The organism is Pseudomyxococcus flavus, from assembly GCF_050038885.1.
GTDB classification, from domain to species: domain Bacteria; phylum Myxococcota; class Myxococcia; order Myxococcales; family Myxococcaceae; genus Myxococcus; species Myxococcus flavus.
In genome coordinates this window covers 9,399,981-9,418,364 of sequence record NZ_CP143624.1, presented here as the reverse complement: position 1 = coordinate 9,418,364, position 18,384 = coordinate 9,399,981, and the positions used below count along the sequence as shown (strand labels likewise).

The window sequence follows — 18,384 nt, the reverse complement described above, 5'->3', positions numbered from 1 at the left end:
GCGGGGCAGTAGCCACGGAGAAGGGTGAGCCATGTGGCAGAAGTGGGCTGAAGTGTCCCAGGGGCCCGTGGAGCCACCCGGGCCGGGGGACTTCGCGCAGATGGTGGCCGTCCTCCGGAAGGTGCTGGAGGAGCGACGGCCATGCCCTCCGGAGCAGTGCGACGAGCGCAGCGCCCTGGAAGGTGCGCTGCGTTTGGCGACGGAGCAGCTCCACCGCGCGCTTCCGGACGGGGGCCAGGGCCTGTCGTCGCTCCAGGAGGCCGCACGGCTGGCGGACCCGGCGACGTTCGCCGTGCCGCCTTCACACCGCGCGCGTGGTGGCAAGCTGGTGACGACGGCCAAGCGCGCCTTCGTCAACGGGCTGGAGCCGTTTCACATCGAGACGCTGCGGCCGCAGGGCCAGTTCAACCGCGCGCTGGTGCGGGTGCTGGAGCACCTGACCGTCCACCGTGCGCTGGGCCTTCGCGAGGACCTGACTGACTGGGCGGTGTCCCAGTTGGAGCCGCTCGCGGTTCCCACCCGCTGGGCCGTGGGCTCGCACCGGGGGCGAGTGGCGGGGACGCTCGTGGGCTTCGCCAAGCGGGGCTATCTCTTCACGTTGGGGCCCGTGCTGGAGGCCGTGCTGGAGGGACAAGCGCGATGGAACCTCGCCATGGTGGAGGCCGTCCGCGCTGCATCGAAGCTCCAGGCGCCCGGGGAGGCAGAGGCCCGTCGCGTGGTGACCACCGTGGATGCGCTGCGGGAGCCGCTGGCGGGGCGTAAGCTTCCTGGCGCCCTGCGTGTCACCCAGGCCTTGTGGGGCGAGGTGCTGCGCCGCCAGACCCGCTTCAACGCGGAAGCCGTGCTCGCGCTCGCCAATCTGCTGGGGACGCGGACCGCGCCGCCGCAACCGCCTTCGCTGGCGGACTACCCCTCATGGTGCGCGGCGCGCGAGCCTGTGCGCATCGAGACGGCTCGCGCCGCCATGGCGAAGCTGCCGCAGCGGCCGTTGGTGTCGCTCGTCACGCCGGTCGACGACACGCCCGAGGCGTTCCTGCGTGAAAGCCTTGCCTCGGTGGCGTCCCAGGTCCATGCCGACTGGGAATGGGTGCTGGTGGATGATGCCAGCACGGCGCCGCACGTGGCGCACGTCCTCCGGGAAGTGGCGGCCCACGAACCGCGCATCCGGGTCATCACCCTGTCTTCCCACGGCGGCCGCGCCCGGGCCACCAATGCCGGCTTGTCAGCGGCGCGAGGGGAGCTCGTGGGCTTCCTCGACGCTGGAGATACGCTGGCACCCCATGCGCTGGCCGAGGTGGCGCTGGCCTTTGCGGAGCAGCCGGACCTGGAGGTCCTCTATACCGACGAGGACTGCCTGGATGCAGAGGGCCGCCGCGCAGCGCCTTTCTTCAAGCCGGACTGGTCGCCTGACCTGCTGCGCTCTGCGAACTACATCCGCCATTTCCTGCTCGTTCGCCGCTCGACTCTGGCGCAGGTAGGGGGGCTGCGCGAGGGTTTCGACGGCGCCGAGGGCCATGACCTGCTGTTGCGGCTGAGCGAGGTCACCTCCCGCATCGGCCACGTGGCGGAGCCGCTGTACCACGGGCGCGTGTATCCCACGTCTGGCGCCAGTCAGGCCCCCGGACGCGACACGGACGCGGGCCGGCGGGCGCTGACGGAGCACCTGGCCCGCCAGGGCGAGGAGGCCGAGGTGACGAGTCCCGCGCCCTGGCAGTACCGGGTCCGCTACCCGGTGCGGGGCACGCCGAAGGTTTCCATCATCGTTCCCTTCAAGGACCGGCCGGACCTGTTGCGCACCCTGGTGGACAGCCTGCTGGCGCACACACGCTATCCCCACTTCGAGGTGCTGCTGGTCTCCAACAACAGCACGCGGCCGGAGACGTTCGCCCTGCTGGAGCAATGGGTGGATCCGCGGCTGGTGAAGCTGGAGTGGAACCACCCCTTCAACTACCCGGCCATCAACAACTGGGCGGCGAAGCAGGCCACCGGGGAGCTGTTGCTCTTCCTCAACAACGACATGGAGGTCGTGGACCCAGGCTGGCTGGATGAGCTGGTGTCCCAGGCCCAGCGGCCCGAGGTGGGCGCGGTGGGTTGCAAGCTGCTCTTCCCCGAGGGCACCGTGCAGCACGCGGGCGTGGTGCTGGGGATGACCGGCTTCGCGGGCCACCCGTTCTGGCGGCTGCCGGATGGCCCCATCGCCACGCCCTTCGGCCATACGGAATGGACGCGCAACTGGCTGGCCGTCACCAGCGCGTGTGTCATCCTCCGCAGGGACGTCTTCGAGCAAGTGGGGGGCTTCGACGAGCGCTTCCAGGTGTGCGGCAGCGACGTGGAGCTGGGGCTGCGGCTGAATGCGAAGGGTCTGCGCGTCATCAGCACGGCCCACGCCCGGCTCATCCACCACGAGTCCGCCAGCCGCCGCGCGGACGCCATTCCCGAGGCGGACTACTGGCTGTCCTACGCGGCGTACCGACCCTGGCTGGGGCCGAAGGGCGACCCCTACTACAACCCGAACCTCACGCTGACCTCCACCGATTGTGGCTTGCGCCGCCACCTCGAGGATGGCGAGCAGCTCGCGGTACGGACGCTCGGCCGCGACGTGCCAAGCGCGCGCGATGTCCGGAGCGACCAGCGGGCGAGGGCTCAGCGTCATCTCATCGAGCACCTGGATGCCTGGGACTTCACGCCCGAGCAAGCCCAGGCCTCGCGCGAGTCGGCGCCAGCCGCGCTGGCGGCACTTCGAGCGAAGGGCAGGGTGGAGACGGCCACCTGGTTCGTCCCCGCCTTTGGCCATGTCTACGCGGGCATCCACACCATTTTCCGCTTCGCGGACCTGATGCAGCGCCGCCATGGCGTGCGCAGCGACTTCGTCATCTACGACCAGCCGAACGCACGGCCGGGAGACATCGAAGCGCGCGTGGCGTCCATCTGCCCGGGAGCGGTGGGCGCGGTCCGCGTGCTGCGCAGGCCGGAGGAGGTGGCGGAGCTGCCCAATTGCGATCTGGCGCTGGCCACCGCGTGGACCTCCGCCTATCGCGTATTGCACCACCCGCGCGCGGGCGTCCGTGGATACTTCGTTCAGGACTACGAGCCCTTGTTCCACGCTGCGGGCACTCCCTCCGCGCTGGCCGAGCAGACGTATGGCCTGGGCTTCTACGGTATCTTCAACACCCCGGGGCTCTACGAGCACGTCGTGGGGCTCCACGGCATGGAGGGCGTCTGGTTCGAGCCCGCCGTGGATCAAACGGTGTTCCACGCCCGTCGGCCACCGCGCCAGGGGCCTGTGCGTGTGTTCTTCTACGGACGGCCGGGAAATGAGCGCAACGGCTTCGAGCTGGGGCTCGCGGCGCTGACGCGCCTCAAGCGGGAGCTGGGCCCGGCGGTGGAGGTGCTCGCCGCGGGCGCGGAGTGGGACCCCGAGGCATATGGCGTCAGGGGGCTTGTCACCAATCTGGGAATGTTACCGGCGGAACGCACGGCCGCGCTGTACCGTGAATGCGACGTCGGGCTGTGTTTCATGTTCACGCGGCACCCCTCGTACCTGCCGTTGGAGATGATGGCCTGCGGGGTGACAGTCGTGACCAATGACAACCCCACGAATCGATGGCTGCTTGAACCGGGGACCAACTGCCTGCTTGCCGAGCCGACCCCGAGTGGCGTACTGGCCCGGCTTCGTCATGCCGTGGCAGATGGCGCGCTCCGGCAGCGCATCGGCGCGAATGCCGCGGAGCGGGTCAGCCGGACGACGTGGGAGGCCGAGGTGGACCGAGTCATGGAGGGCTTGCTGAACACAGGGGGGCGCCCAGCGCCGAGACTGGCTGACCGGGCGAAATCCTTGGAGCAGGTTGGCTGAGCAGGGGGAGGGCTGGCGGTTGAACAATGGCCCAGTGGGCCGCGGCAGAAGGAATCTCCACCATGCGGGATGACACCCAACTTCAAAGCATGTCGTCGCCGGAGCCGAGCGCTCCACCGGAGCCGCAGGCGGAAGAGGCGGCCAGCAGTCAATATTGGAAGGCGACGAGCGGTTACACCTACCGGGAGATGATTCGCACCCGCCAGGACGCGGGCAATCTCGGGTATGGCCAGCAAGAGGCGTTGCTCACAAAGTTGATGCAGGCCGAGCAGCGTGTCCTGGGGCGGCCGCTGGAGGTTCTGGAGTTTGGTTGCGGCTTCGGGCGGCACGCCGGTTATCTGGCGTCACTCGAAGGCATCCGCTACCACGGTTACGACTTCTCCGAGGCGATGATGGAGCCGCTGCGGCACGCGCCGCCAGCGGGGCTTGAGCCGCTGGAGGAGCGGCTATTCTGTGGACCGGATGCCCTGGCTGCGGTGGGTGACAGGACGTTCGACGTGGTGTTCACCGTGTCCGTTCTCATCCACAACCCCCCGGAGCGGCTGCCTGGCTTGCTGGATGCGCTGGGCAAGCTTGTCCGCCCTGGTGGATTACTGTGTCTGGTCGAAAACCAGCTCGTCCCATTCGGCGTCTGGGAGAACGCCTGGCACCAGGGATGCTGGCTTCACCCGTACGCCGAGCTGACGCCCGCTGGATGGGACCTGCACCATGGCGGTGGTCTCCTGGCCACGCATGATGTCTACGTCTTCAAGCGCAACGCGTCCGCAGAACGGCGACGCCGCTTCTTCCAGCTCCACTCCATCGACCGGCCTCGGGACGAGAGCCAGGAGGTATCGTTGGAGTCTCTGCACGTTCAATCCCTGCCGCGGCTGCGGGCGTGGACGGAGCACGCGGGCGAGGTGCTCCGGGCTGGGGATGGCCTGACGGGGATGCGGGTTTCCGAACTCACGGAGCGCCTGGCCGTCGAGCTGAAGCGCTCGGAGCGGCGGCAGCGCTTGTTATCGCTTTCGGATGAACTGGTCCGCCTTCGCGCTGGGACAGTGGAACGTGCCCGGTCGCCTGTCGCAGCACCGGCGCCGCGCTATGGTCAAGACACGGTGGCGGAAGCCGTTGTCGTCGATGCTCCGCTGGATACGACGTGGGCCCAAAGTGACCCGCGGCTCTCCCGAGTGGTGCATATCTTTCACCAGGAATGGTATGGCATTCGCGCTGCGTCTGGCTATGCGCCGGGACATAAAATTGGCATTACCGCAAACCGCCAATTGACCGCCGCAGACCACCAGCGAATCGCCGAGACATGCGAAAAACTGGGCGCACGGTCCATCATCTTCCAGGGATTTTCGCCCAGTGCCATGGAAGTCATGCACATGCTTCGCCGCGTCTTCGGCAGCACGCTGAAGCTGTGCTGCGTTTGGCACGGCTCCACGGCCCAGTTCCACTTCGACTTCGAATTGGAGACGTTCAGTCGTCTGCTCGCGCTCCGGCAGCAGGGGCTCCTCGATGCCTTGGCTTGTGTCAAGCCTGAGATGCACTTGATGTCGCCGCTGCTATTCCAGAAGGTTCTGCTCAACCTTCCCCCGCGTATCGCGCATGCGGACCAACGTCACCGCGCTCCGCTGACGCGAGCCGCGTTCGTTCCCACTCCCAACAACTGGTGGAAGAACTTCTATTCCAACGTCTTCGTCGCCGCCTCACTGCCGGGGATGGAGCGTGTCTTCGTCACCAGTCCGTTCACGGCCCGCCCGGAGCTGCCCCTGCGTGCTTCCGTCATCAACGTGGGGCCGCTCAACCGGTCGGAGTTGTTCAACCTCATCCGGGAGACGGATGTCGTCCTCAATGTGACGCTCGCCGAGTGCCAGCCGATGACCGCCTTGGAGGGGCTTGCTCACGGTGTGGCGTGCCTGACGGGGCCTCTGACCCTGGGGGCACTGGATGAACATCCCTTTCAGCGGTTGGTTCAGGTCATGGGCACCGGCTCGCTCGGACAAATTCGCTTGGCACTGGAGCGGGTCGTCGGTCTCCGGGAGCGTTCGCCGGAGGAGTACGCGCAGATGCTGGAAGACTATACCCAGACGCTCTGTGCCCACGCGATCAACCACTATCTCGAGTTCGCACAGCCATGAGCATGACCCGTGTATGCTTGGTGACCGATGAGCTCTACCCCTTTACTCCGGGGGGGATCGGCCGCGTCGCGCACAACCTCATCATGGACTCGCTGCGTCACGGCGCGAACGTAGAGTTCCATCTCCTGTTCCCGCCCACCGTCTCCGTGCAGAAGGCCCATGTGGAGCTCTTCTTTGGGGGACAGGTGAAGGCTCATGTGTGCGACTTCCGGGAGGCGTGCCAGACCACCGCGGATGCCCACGGCCTCTATCCGCCAACAGGGGCCTTCAGGGACTCGCGCTGGCATGGTGAGTCGTTGGAGATGATGCGCTACTTGAAAGCGCGAGAAGCGGAGGGACTGCGCTTCGACGTCATCGAGTTCGCGGATTTCCGCGGCTGGGCCTTCGCCGCGCTGCAGGAGAAGCACCTGGGCCTGGCTTTCGGGCAGACCACCATCTCGGTTCGACTGCACTCGAGCTACGGCACCATCATGCACCACGAGCCCAACACCCTTGAGGTGGAGAACCTTGGGCGCTTCGAAATCGAGCGGAAGTCGTTGCTCGACGCCGATCTCGTCGTGGGCCATCTTCCCTGCATCGCCGAGTTCAACCGGCGCTTCTACGGCTTCGATGACGCGTGGATGCGGAAGGTGCGGGTGGAGTTTCCCCCGGTGGTCATGGAGTCCCCAGCGGAGCCTCCCCTGCCGTTGGACGTACCCGCCAATCAGCGCAACCTGGTGTTCGTCACCAAGATTCAGCACTTCAAGCAGCCGGACGTGTTCGTTCGAGGGGCCGTGCTGTTGATGCGCACGTGGCCTGAGTATCAGGGCAAGGCCATCCTGGCGTGCCATGCCTTCGACCCGGATTTTCTCGCCGAGGTCAAGGGGCTCATCCCCTCGGATCTGACAGACCGCTTTGTCTTCATCAAGCCGGGGCCCGACCGTGAAGCCTATATGCGCGCGGGCGTGGTGGTCATCACCTCTAGCTATGAGTCGCTGAATCTGACGGCCTACGAGGCCTCCGTCGCGGGCGCTCGGCTGGTGCTCAACTCGGCGTGCCTTGCGTTTGGTGCTGACAGTCCTTTCGTGGATGGGGTCCACTGCCACAAGTATGACGGTGGCTTGGACTCACTGGTGGGGGCCATGCGCAAGGCGCTGGAAGGCCCGGCGCTGACTCCCGTTCGGTGGACCGTGGACCGCCCCTATTGGGAGCGCCTCGTGCGGCCGGCACCGCCAACACGAGCCTCGCGGTCCCCGCTGGTCAGCGTGGTCATCATCAACCATGACCAAGGCATCTTCTTGCCCATCGCACTTCAAGGGCTCGCCGCCAGCACGTACCCGGAAGTGGAAGTCGTCATCGTGGACGACGGGTCCACGAGCGCATTCGACATGTTGGTATTGCAGCGCCTCGAGCGGTCCTCGGCCGAAGGCCCGGGTTTCCGTGTCGTCCGCTCGCCGGTTCACCGTGGGTTCGCGGGGGCTCGCAATCTCGGCCTTCGCGCCGCGAACGGCGAATATGTTGTGTTCCTGGAGTCGGACGACAGTTTGTCACCTGAGTTCATCCAGCACGCAGTGTCCGCGCTTGAGGAGCGACCTGAGTTTGCGGGGGTGGTTCCTACCGGGGGCTGTTTCCACTCCAGCGAGGAACTGGCCAACCGCCAGTTCAAGGGGTTCATGACGTACCTGGGCGACTGCCCGACGTATGCGCTGGCGGCCAATCAGATTTCCGCCCCGACGTTCTTCCTGCGCCGCGCCGTCCTGGAGCAGAATCCCTACAACGAGGCTCTATCAGGCTATGCGAATTGGGACTTCTTCTTGCGGCTTGTGCAGGAGGGGCACCGGTTCCTGGTGACGAACCAGGTCCACTTCTACTCTCGACGTGGGCAGGAACTCTTCCCGGTGCGGCCAGATCAGCGCCAGCACTTCCGCTGGCTGGTGCGGCTGCTCGAAGGCCTGCCTGTGCCACCTCATCCGTCGACGCGGCTTTTCGCGTTACTCGCGCACTCCCGAGAGGCCATGGTCGACCCCCATGGCGCGCTCAGCCCCCACTCGACGTCGCCCTCCTCGGCATCTGGTACCCTGGAGTCCGCGCAGGCACTGACCGGGGCCGTGCGTCCCCTGCGTTATGACGTAGTCGACATCATGAACGCGGCCTTGAAGCGGCTGCCCCTCGTGCACCCATTGCTCAAGCAGGCTGTCGTGGGCAGGCCCGAACCCTCCAATGCGGAGATGGGGGGGGCGGCTCCAGTGGAGATGCCTCCACTTCGCTACGTCCTGGTGGACCACGCGAACATGCTCGTCAAGCGGGTGCCTGTCCTTCACCGCGCGCTCAAGCAGTCCGTCAGTTGGCTGACCTGAGCGTCGGTGTATCCAGGGCGACCGAAGGAGTGATGCGGGGCGATTGGGCTGTTGGCACCGCATGCCCTCGCATCCGGGTGCGTCAGGCGGAGGGCGCGGACGCGAAGACCAAAGGGCTGATAGGGCACGTCCGCTGGTGGATGCGCGGGCTGGCCAAACGGGGCAAGCAGTTGGCCCGTGGCTGGCGCTCGACGTGAAGGCCATCCTGGGGCAAGTGCCCTGCTTGCACGTGGTCGTCCTTACGCCCGGTAACCGCTAGAAAGCGCAATCCACCCAGTCTGGCTTGAGTTCCACTCCCTCATGCTCTCCGAGCGCTGGGACGCCACCATGGACCTCGCCCTTTGGCCTCCCTGTGCGCTCAAGCCCCCCGGGCTGTGTGCTCAGGAGGAGCGCCAGCCCCGGAGCCAGGGGCCAGCTTCGGGGGTTCCTCGGTAACGAACAGTGCCAGTGTGGCGAAGGTGGCGATGACCGACCAGTAGATGAAGCGGAAGTCGTTGCCAATGCCGATGAGGAGATAGGTGAGTGCGTAGCCGAGCCCAGAGAGCGCCGTACAGCACGCGAGGGGCGTCCTTCGGATGCGCCGCAGCGCGATGATCGCCAGCACGCTCAGCACGAGGACCCACGCCCAACCGCGGAAGAAAATCGTTCTGCCTGCCCAGACTTCAACGGCGCGTGCCCACTGATTCATCAAGCCTTCTTTAGCGGTGCGAAGTTGAAAAGGGTTCGCGTCGATATCCTGGTGGATGAGAAAGGGAATGGGACCTGCGAATGCCCCCATCAGATGCCGGAACGACGCGACGCGATGCTTCATCCAGGCTGCAGGATGGGCCCGGACGACCCGAAACCACTCTTTCACAAATTCCTGGCGCTGGAGAGCCAATGTATAGAATGGAATGGGGCGTGCGCCTTCTTCGCCTCCAATAAGCGGCCACACATGGGTGGGCCTGTAGCTGATTGCCAGTTCCTTCGCGGACGTTTTGTCTGCCAGCAGCGAACGCGGTAGCAGCTCCGGGTGGGCGGTATAGATGCCTGCGAGATCGAACAGGAACAGCTGTCCTGCCGCCCAGTCCCGATGGGCATTCAGCAAACGGTTGGGCAGGGCTGGTGCAAGGAAAAGGGCCCCAATCGTTACGGCCAGGGCAGGTGCCTTCAAGTTCCAACGCCAGCTTGGTGGCGCGAGCTGCGCCACGGTTGGGATTGCCAAAGGAACCGCTGCGATGATTGCGTTGTGACGAAGGGCCACGCTTGCCAGGATGAGCGACAGTGCAAGGAGTGGGCGGCGCGCCTTGAGCGCGGCGACTGCCCCGAGCAGTGCCGTGGCCATCATCACGTCTTTCCACAAGACGACAGCGAGCGCCCAGACCGTGGGAGTAAGCAGGAATGCCGCCATGAGCACCAAGCCCCACTGGCCCCGGGCCGGATTGGGGGATTTGACAAGGTGCGACATGGCGATGCCCAGGCCAAGTAACTGACCTGTAAATACTGGCCAGGGAGAGCCGGCCAGTCTTCCGCTGATGCCCAGAATCCATGAGCCCAGAGGCGGATGGACATCGTTATAGATTCCGGTCAGTCCTTGCGTGTACTGGTCGATGGTGTCGGAAGACATCAGTCCCGGCTGGAACGCGGCATAGAGCACCACCGTCCAGACCATGATACTCATCCAAAGGACCCGATTCCGTGATGACTCATCGACAAGGAACAGGGGGGGGGGGGCCCCCCCCCCCCCCCCCCCCCCCCCCCCCCCCCCCCCCCCCCCCCCCCCCCCCCCCCCCCCCCCCCCCCCCCCCCCCCCCCCCCCCCCCCCCCCCCGCCCCCCCGGCGGGGGGGGGGGCGCCCCCCCCCCCCCCCCTGGGGGGGGGGGGGCCCCCCCCCCGGGCCCCCCCGGGGGGGGGGGGGGGGGGGGGGGGGCCAGGCCCCCCCCCCCCCCGCCGGCTCTGCGAATACTCGGAGCCGGCCTCCTACACACTTATAGGGACACGACCCAAGGAACATCGCGGACCATTTCATATAGATGGACTTGAGGGTGGAATGAGTGCGCATCGCTTGGAGTAGGATCACGAGTTCCCGGAGCGGCCCCGGAACCGAAGTTTGGATAGGATTTGATGGCGAAGCGGCCTGGGGTCATCCGGGGCGTTGAGCAGCCGCTGGGCTGCGCGGCGAACCAAGCGATGCGCAGAATCGAATCGCTTGAGCGTGCTATTGACCCTGTCAGCGACGTGAGTCAGGAGTGGAGGGACCGCGGCGCTGCTTGCGCGGATGCTCGCTTCTTGCTTGCGCGCGCGTCCAAGCTGAATTCGGAGTGTGCGCTCCATGTGGAGTGGCAGTGAGGGATGCTTATTGCACAGATATGCCATGAGCGCATAGCGGTCATCCGCTCGCATACTGCGGGTCATCGAGTCTGGGCGCAGTCGGTAATGGAAGAGCGGTTCCGGGATGACGGAGCCAGCGAGGCCTCGCTCGGCCAAGGAGCAGAAGACGTCCCAGTCTTCATACGCCGTGAGCCATTCGTCGTAGCCTCCGGCTTCCACGACGCGTTGCCGCTCCATCAGCGCGGTGCAGGTGGACGCCACGTTTTCCGCCAGGAGCGCGTCACGCTCGATACCCCAGGGAATCCAGCCGCCCACGGGCTCGTCCGGAGATTCGACGAAGTAGGAGACGAGCGACGTGACGTAGGCCAGCCCTGGAGTGCTGTCCAGCACCGCGACCGTCTTCTCCAGGAAAGTGGGATGGATGAGATCGTCCGGATCCAGGGGCAGGATGTACCGGCCCCGCGCCGCGTTCAGCCCCACATTCCGTGCCGAACTGAGTCCTCCATTGGGTTTGTGGAGGATGTGGAGGCCTGGCGCACGAAGCGTCTCCAGCAGCGCTCGGCTCTCCGGCTCGGTGGAGCCGTCGTCTATGAGAATGATCTCATAATCCGTGAAGGTCTGGGCGCGAATGGACCGGAGTGTCTCAGGGAGAAAGCGCCCCATGTTGTAATACGGCACCAGGACGGACACGTACGGTCCCGCTGGGGCTGTCGTCCTCGGCGAGGGGCTGCGGGGGCCGGGGTGACGGTGGCGCCTCGCGTCGGCCACGGCCGCTTCGAACCGACTGACGACGCCAGCGGGGGCACAGTACGAAGCGATTCGGACGGGTGCCGCCTCGCGGACAGCTTCGTGCAGAGAGGGCGTGGACAGGGCCCGCTCCAATGCGCTGGCGAGCTGCTGGGCGTCGTCACTCCGGAACAGCAGGCCGCTGCCGCCGTCCTCGATGAGCTCGGCCATTCCACCTCCATCGCTGGCCACCACCAGGACTCCGGCGGCCATCGCTTCCACGCAGACGTCGGAGAAGTGCTCCCAGCGAGAGGGAATGCAGCATACGGTTGCTTCTGTGAGTGCCAAGGAGAGGTCTGTCCCCTTGTTTAGCGCTGTGAAGTGGAACCTGTTGCGCCATGCGGGCGCGATGCGCTGGTCCAGCCATGTTCTCAGGGAGCGGCCGAATGGGCCGGTGCGGGTGTCCTCTCCGATGAGACGTACATCGGCGACGACACCTCGCTCGAAGAGCACCTGCATGGCTTCAACGAGGAGGTGGGCCCCCATTCGATACTCCAGGTCTGCGAAGTACAGCACCTGAGGAGGCCCGTCGCGGCGAGCTGGCACAGTGGGGTGTGTTCGAGCCAGATCGAACGGGGGCGGAACCACGACACCGCCGCGCGCTAGCTCGAGTCGGGTGCGGATTCGTTCCAGGGCTGGACCGGAGGAAGACAGGACGAGATCCGCTTCGCGGATGGACGTGTCCTCCATGTGTTCCTGTTGGGCGGTGTCCATATCCAGCGTGGCCACTCTGTTGAGAAGCAAGCGGTCGTGGAGTGTGTCGTGCAATCGCACCGCGAGGACCGCTGGTTCGAAACGCCCCAGAGTCCGCCGGGCGCGCATCGCGAAATAACCCTCGCCAGCGTCACTGGAGAACTCGATGACGTCGAAGGGATGCCGCGAGTGCAGCGCCAGCAAGCTTTGGTACGCCGCCCACGCATGACGAAGTGGCGCATGTGGGAACGCACCCTTGAGCTCGACTTCACGCTCATCTACGGCATGGAGGTGTGCGCCGGGATGGTGGGGAATCGCACGCTGCCAGTCGGCGCGTGCCGCTGTCAGAACGTGGACTTCATGGCCTGCCCCGACCAGTGCCCGGCTCATGGCCGCCACGTAGTTCGCAATGCTGCCTCTGTCGAAGGGGGCGAGTTCTTTGGAGACGAGACAGACGCGCAATGGACCGGACCTTGAGCTGAGGGGAGTGTCGAGCGGACGGGGAATACACCCGAATGACCGTCATCCTCAATGCTGCCTCGGTGTCACCCGCTCAGGCCGTGCATCCTCCAAGAGGACGCGAGAGTATGGGGATGGGTTCCCAATCCCTGATCGTCACCGACCTCGTTTGCGCGTGCGCCTGGGAGGCGCGGCAGGAGCGGGCTCCGGGCGCTCGGCCATCGCAGCTTCGGTGCGGATGCTTGATGCGGCTTCGAGCTTTACCAGTCGGCGCTCCAGTTCCTTGCGCCAGACGGCCTGGGCGCGAGCCTGTTCGCGCTGCACGTCGTGCAGCGTGGCCAGTGCGTCGAGAATGGACTCGTTGAACTCCACCTGCTTGCGGAGCACTTCGTTGATGAAGGGCTGGAAGGCAAGGCGGAAGGCGCGCTTGGCCAGGACGAGCGCTGTCCCCGGGAGGCCCCCACGGTGCGATGTCGCCGGCTCGGCGTAGCGACTGTCCATCTTCCCTCGCGCTTCCTGGAGCAGCGCGGGCCAGGGCGCGGGCGTGGGGCGACGGGCTGCGGCCTCCAGCGTCTGGCGGAGTGCCTCCTGGGCTTCTTCGGAAGGGGTGGGCAGATGCCGTGTCTCGCGTGTCACTGCCTCGGCCGTGGGGTTGCGCGTGATGAGGTCTTCAGTTCGCACGTGGGGCGACTCCCGTGGATGCCAGTGTCGTAATCAGTGCCTGCAGTGTTGTCTCGATGCGAGCCGCCTCCTCCATCACCAGCTTGTCGCCCAGGTGCTCCCGTGCGAATGCGAGCAGGTCAGGTCGCGCCGAGGGGGCGCATGCGCCCCAGGCGCGTGCCGCGACACGGGAAAGCAGCGCCTGCGCTGTCACTGTGTCCGCGCTCAGCAGCACCACGGGCGCGGTGGAAGTCCGCACTGCCGTCTCCAGCGAAGAGGACCCCGGCAGGGGGGCTCCGACGTCAGGCACCACGGGCTGGTCTGGCGTGAAGTGCATCACCGTGACGCCCTCGACGCTGACAGGGTGCGGCGTCAAGGCCGCGTCCTCACCCCACGGGCGCAGGGCAAGCACCCGGGCCCCAGGCAGCCGCTCCGCCAGCTGGCGGGCCAGACGCGAGGCCGGCTCCTCGGGCCGCACAGTGAAGCCCGGACAGACCAGTTCCACGGTGGCGGCTGGGCGGGCGTCAGCTGGACGCTCCAGCGACGCGCCGGCGCAGATGCCCTTGAAGGCCCGGCGGACCTGCTCGGCCACGGCCTCCTGTGACAACGCCGCGATGCGTTCACGCTGCGCGGCAATTACCTGGGCGCGCATCCCGGCGTTCCGGTCAAGCACGGCGAGCAGCTTCGCGACCTCGCGCGGGTCATTCAAGCGCGTCGCGAGCCCCGCGCCGCCCATCGTCTCCGGCACGGCGGCCGCGCCGTAGGCCACGACGGGTACGCCCCGGTACATCGCCTCCAGCAGCGGCACGCCGAAGCCCTCGTGCCGGCTCATGGACAGGTATGCGGACGCGGTGGCGAAGCATGCTGACAGCTGCGCGGCGCTGACGCGGCCCAGGAAGAGGACACGCTCGGCGCCCAACACGTCCTTCAGCCCGTGCAGATAGGCGCCATACGGCCCGTCCCGGTGCAAGGCGCCGGCGATGACGAGCCGGCTGCGGGGTTGGTACAGCCGCTGGTACGCGGTGAAGACGCGCAACACGTCATCCACCTTCTTGCTCGGCACCGCGCGGCCCACGAAGAGGATGTTGGAGAAGCCATCCTCCAGCTCGGCCCGGAGCGCCGGGTCCGCCGGCGCATCGAACGCCGCCCAGTCGATGGCGAAGGGCAGGAGCGCGACGCGGGGATAGCCCGCGGCCACCAGCTCCTCCGCGCTGAAGCGCGAGTAGGCGAAGGCCGCCTCCACATGGGGCCGCAGCGCGAGCAGCTCGTCTCGCGCGGCGTCGCACGCGGCGGCCACCTTCCGCTCGAAGCCCTCGAACAGCCGCGCGGGCGTCACGTTGTGGTAGACGAGCACCTTGCGGCCCGGGCTGCGCGCGATGCGCGGAACCAGGCGCGACTCGAAGCTGTGGTGGATGACCAGGACCGAGTCGCGGTCGGAGTCCCGCGCCAGCTCACGCGCGGGGCGGACCTGGTCCTTGCAGGCATCGTCCCAGGCATCGGCATAGACTTCCGAGACGTGGCCCCAGCGGCGCAGCAGGCCCTGGAGGTATCGTACCTGGTTGCCCACGGCATCACCCCAGGCGAGCCGAGGGAGCACCTGGTGGATGGCGGGGAGCCCGGTCCGTCGGGAAGGGGGTCTCGGAGCGCTCACGACCGGCTCCCTTACCGCCGTGCCGGGCTACCGCACAAGCCTGGCCTCCCTCTCGCCTTGACGGTCGTAGACCCCTTCGATACGCAGGCGCACGCTCCGAGCGCACGAGGTCCACGGGACATGAACGTACTGGTGACAGGCGGCTGCGGCTTCATCGGCTCCAACCTCGTGAAGTATCTGCGTCGCGAGCGGCCCGCCTGGACAGTGGTCAACCTCGACAAGCTCACGTACGCCGGCAACCTCGAGAACCTGTCCGAGCTGGAGGGCGACCCCCAGCACGTCTTCATCCGAGGCGATATCGGCAACCGCGAGCTGGTGGAGCACCTGATGTCCGTGCACGCCATCGACGCGGTGATGCACCTGGCGGCGGAGAGCCACGTCGACCGCTCCATCCTCGGTCCGGAGGTGTTCGTCACCACCAACGTGCTCGGCACGCAGCAGCTCCTGGAGGCCAGTCGCGCGCGCGGCGTGAAGCGCTTCCTCATGGTGTCCACCGACGAGGTCTACGGCTCGCTCGGCCCCACGGGCGCCTTCACCGAGACCTCACCCCTGCAGCCCTCCAGCCCGTACTCGGCCAGCAAGACGAGCGCCGACCTGATCGCCCTCGCGTACCACCACACCTTCAAGATGGACGTCGTGGTGACGCGTTGCTCGAACAACTACGGGCGCTATCAGTTCCCGGAGAAGTTGATTCCTTTGATGGTGGTGAACGCACTGCACGACAAGCCGTTGCCGGTGTACGGCGATGGAGGCAACGTGCGCGACTGGCTCCATGTCGAGGACCACTGCCAGGCGTTGCTGCTGGCGCTGGAGAAGGGCCGTGCGGGCGAGGTCTACAACATCGGCGGTGGGGCGGAGCGGCGGAACATCGACATCGTGAAGGCCATCCTCGCCCTCCTGGGCAAGCCGGAGTCGCTCATCCAATACGTGAAGGACCGCCCGGGGCATGACCGGCGCTATGCCATCGACCCGTCGAAGATTCGCGCGGAGCTGGGCTGGTCGCCAGCGCACACGTTCGAGCAGGGGCTGGCGGAGACGGTGCGTTGGTTCGTGGACAACCCGGCCTGGTGGGAGCGGGTGACCAGCGGCGCCTACCGCCAGTACTTCGAGACCCAGTACCGCACGCGGCTGCAGGGGAGGGCCTGAGTCATGCGTTTCCTCGTCACGGGGTCCAACGGGCTGGTGGGCAGCCGCGTGTGCGCGTTGCTCCACCAGGGCGGGCACGCAGTGGTGGGGCTGGGGCGCGGCGCGCGGCGCACGGGCGGCGAGTACGGCTACGCGAGCGTGGACCTGACGCGCGAGCCGGAGGTCTCCGCCGCGGTGGAGGCCGCCGCACCGGAGGTCATCATCCACTGCGCCTCCATGACGGAGGTGGATGCCTGTGAGAAGGACCCGGAGGCCGCGTACGCGGGCAACGTCAACGCCGCCGCCTTCGTGGCGCGGAGCGCTCGCAAGGCTGGCGCGCACCTGGTGCACGTGTCCACCGACTACGTCTTCGACGGCGAGGCCGGTCCCTATGACGAGGCCGCGGTGCCCAACCCCCGCGGCGTCTATTCCATCACGAAGCACATGGGCGAGCAGGCCGCGCGCGTGCTCGCGCCGGGCTGTGCGATTGCGCGCACGGCCGTGGTGTACGGCTGGCCCCCCGTGGAGGGCCGCCTCAACTTCGGCGCCTGGCTGGTGACGGCGCTGGAGCAGGGGCAGCCGGTGCGCCTCTTCGAGGACCAGATTGTCTCACCCAGCTTCGCGGACAATGTGGCCGAGATGCTGGTGGAGCTGGGCACGCGGCGCCTGGGTGGCGTGTGGAACACGTGCGGCGGCACGGTCATCGACCGGGTGGCCTTCGGCCGCGCGCTGTGCGAGGTGTTCGGCTTCGATGCGAAGCTGGTCGTTCCCACCCGCATGGCGGATCTGAAGCTCGCCAGCCCGCGTCCACTCAAGAGTGGCCTGCGGACGGACAAGGTCCGGACGGAGCTCTCCGTTCCGCCCCTGTCGCTGGCGGAATCCCTGACGCGCTTCCACGCGGCCTGGCGTTCGGCCCGCGGGCACTAACGTACCGAGGTGCACATGAAGGGCATCATCCTCGCCGGTGGCTCGGGAACGCGGCTGTATCCATTGACGCGCGTGGTCAGCAAGCAGCTGCTGCCCGTGCACGACAAGCCGATGATCTACTACCCGCTGAGCACGCTGATGCTGGCGGGCATCCGCGACGTGCTGGTCATCTCCACGCCGCAGGACCTGCCGCGCTTCCATGACCTGCTGGGCAGCGGCGAGCAATGGGGCATGCACTTCCGCTACGCGGAGCAGCCCCGGCCGGAGGGGCTGGCGCAGGCCTTCATCATCGGCCGTGATTTCGTGGGCACCGACAGCGTGTCGCTGGTGCTGGGCGACAACATCTTCTACGGCCACGGGCTGCGCGAGCTGGTGCAGCGCGCGGCGGCGCGCAACTCGGGGGCCACGGTGTTTGGCTACTACGTGAAGGACCCGGAGCGGTACGGCGTGGTGGAGCTGGACGCGAAGAACCGCGCGGTCAGCCTGGAAGAGAAGCCGCTGAAGCCGAAGTCCAACTACGCCGTCACCGGGTTGTACTTCTACGACAACCAGGTGCTGGACATCGCGGCGGGGCTCAAGCCGAGCAAGCGGGGCGAGCTGGAGATTACCGACGTGAACGCGGAGTACCTGCGCCGTGGACAGCTCGACGTGGAGCTCATGGGGCGCGGCTACGCGTGGCTGGACACCGGCACGCACGAGTCGCTGATGCAGGCGTCGAACTTCATCGAAATCATCGAGCGCCGTCAGGGCCTCAAGGTGGCGTGCCCGGAGGAGATTGCGTTCCGCATGGGCTACATCGGCGCGAAGGAGTTGATGGCGCTGGCCGAGCCGATGCTCAAGAACGAGTACGGACAGTACCTGCTGGCGCTCGCGGAGAACCGGGGGGCGGTGTCGTGAAGGTGACGCCGCTGGCGCTTCCGGAGGTGCTGCTGCTGGAGCCGAAGGTGTTCGGCGACGACCGCGGCTTCTTCATGGAGATGTTCCATGCGTCCCGGTACGCGGAGGCGGGCATCGCCGGTCCCTTCGTGCAGGACAACTACTCCCGCTCGGCGAAGGGAACGCTTCGCGGCCTGCACTTCCAGGAGCCGCAGGCCCAGGGGAAGCTGGTGCAGGTGCTCTCGGGCGCCGTGTATGACGTCGCGGTGGATGTGCGGCGTGGCTCGCCCACCTTCGGCAAGTGGGTGGCGGCCGAGCTGTCCGCGGAGAACCGGCGGCAGCTCTGGGTGCCGCCCGGCTTCGCCCATGGCTTCTGCGTGGTGAGCGACTCCGCGGACTTCCATTACAAGTGCACCGCGCTCTACGCGCCGGAGACGGAGCGGGGCATCGCGTGGAACGACCCCGACCTGGCGATTCCCTGGCCGGTGAGCGCGCCGTTGCTGTCTCCGAAGGATGCTCGCGCGCCGAGGCTCCAGGACGCACCGGTGTTGCCGGAGTACGTGGGCTGAGCCGTGGCGGGGCGCTC

11 protein-coding genes are annotated in these 18,384 nt (G+C 67.1%); 7 read left to right on the top strand and 4 right to left on the bottom strand.

Annotation, left to right across the window (positions count from 1 at the left end; translation table 11 throughout):
• The first annotated feature begins 31 nt into the window (after nucleotides 1-31).
• From VZL07_RS38760 to VZL07_RS38750, 3 genes are all read left to right on the top strand, one after another.
• Nucleotides 32-3,853, top strand: coding sequence for a glycosyltransferase (locus tag VZL07_RS38760; protein ID WP_426753021.1), 3,822 nt, complete (start codon nucleotides 32-34; stop codon nucleotides 3,851-3,853).
• A 62-nt stretch (nucleotides 3,854-3,915) separates the two neighbouring features.
• Complete coding sequence (locus VZL07_RS38755; RefSeq protein ID WP_426753019.1) at nucleotides 3,916-5,976, top strand: methyltransferase; 2,061 nt, start codon at nucleotides 3,916-3,918, stop codon at nucleotides 5,974-5,976.
• On the top strand, nucleotides 5,973-8,312 hold the full coding sequence (locus VZL07_RS38750) for a glycosyltransferase (RefSeq protein WP_426753018.1): 2,340 nt from the start codon (nucleotides 5,973-5,975) through the stop codon (nucleotides 8,310-8,312). The genes VZL07_RS38755 and VZL07_RS38750 overlap by 4 nt, the downstream gene beginning before the upstream one ends.
• Nucleotides 8,313-8,670: 358 nt before the next feature.
• Here the strand turns inward: VZL07_RS38750 and VZL07_RS38745 are convergent, their stop codons facing one another.
• From VZL07_RS38745 to VZL07_RS38730, 4 genes are all read right to left on the bottom strand, one after another.
• Entirely contained in the window at nucleotides 8,671-9,963 is a 1,293-nt protein-coding gene (locus tag VZL07_RS38745; protein ID WP_426753017.1) for a hypothetical protein, read from the bottom strand.
• A gap of 403 nt (nucleotides 9,964-10,366) precedes the next feature.
• On the bottom strand, nucleotides 10,367-12,490 hold the full coding sequence (locus VZL07_RS38740; protein ID WP_426753016.1) for a glycosyltransferase: 2,124 nt from the start codon (nucleotides 12,488-12,490) through the stop codon (nucleotides 10,367-10,369).
• 225 nt (nucleotides 12,491-12,715) lie between these two features.
• Complete coding sequence (locus tag VZL07_RS38735) at nucleotides 12,716-13,240, bottom strand: hypothetical protein (protein WP_426753015.1); 525 nt, start codon at nucleotides 13,238-13,240, stop codon at nucleotides 12,716-12,718.
• Nucleotides 13,230-14,870, bottom strand: a complete 1,641-nt coding sequence (locus tag VZL07_RS38730) for a glycosyltransferase (RefSeq protein WP_426753014.1) — start codon at nucleotides 14,868-14,870, stop codon at nucleotides 13,230-13,232. Before VZL07_RS38730 ends, VZL07_RS38735 begins: the two co-directional genes overlap by 11 nt.
• A 120-nt stretch (nucleotides 14,871-14,990) precedes the next feature.
• Here VZL07_RS38730 and rfbB point away from each other — a divergent pair, with 120 nt between their 5' ends.
• From rfbB to rfbC, 4 genes are read left to right on the top strand one after another with little or no spacing between them, the layout of a single operon-like run.
• Nucleotides 14,991-16,016, top strand: a complete 1,026-nt coding sequence (gene rfbB, locus VZL07_RS38725; RefSeq protein ID WP_426753013.1) for a dTDP-glucose 4,6-dehydratase — start codon at nucleotides 14,991-14,993, stop codon at nucleotides 16,014-16,016.
• Nucleotides 16,017-16,019: 3 nt separating this feature from the next.
• A complete protein-coding gene (locus VZL07_RS38720) occupies nucleotides 16,020-16,922 on the top strand; it encodes an SDR family oxidoreductase (protein ID WP_426753012.1) in 903 nt (300 codons plus the stop codon).
• A 15-nt stretch (nucleotides 16,923-16,937) separates the two neighbouring features.
• Nucleotides 16,938-17,819, top strand: coding sequence for a glucose-1-phosphate thymidylyltransferase RfbA (rfbA, locus tag VZL07_RS38715; protein ID WP_426753011.1), 882 nt, complete (start codon nucleotides 16,938-16,940; stop codon nucleotides 17,817-17,819).
• A complete protein-coding gene (gene rfbC / locus VZL07_RS38710; protein ID WP_426753010.1) occupies nucleotides 17,816-18,367 on the top strand; it encodes a dTDP-4-dehydrorhamnose 3,5-epimerase in 552 nt (183 codons plus the stop codon). The genes rfbA and rfbC overlap by 4 nt, the downstream gene beginning before the upstream one ends.
• Nucleotides 18,368-18,384 lie beyond the last annotated feature (17 nt).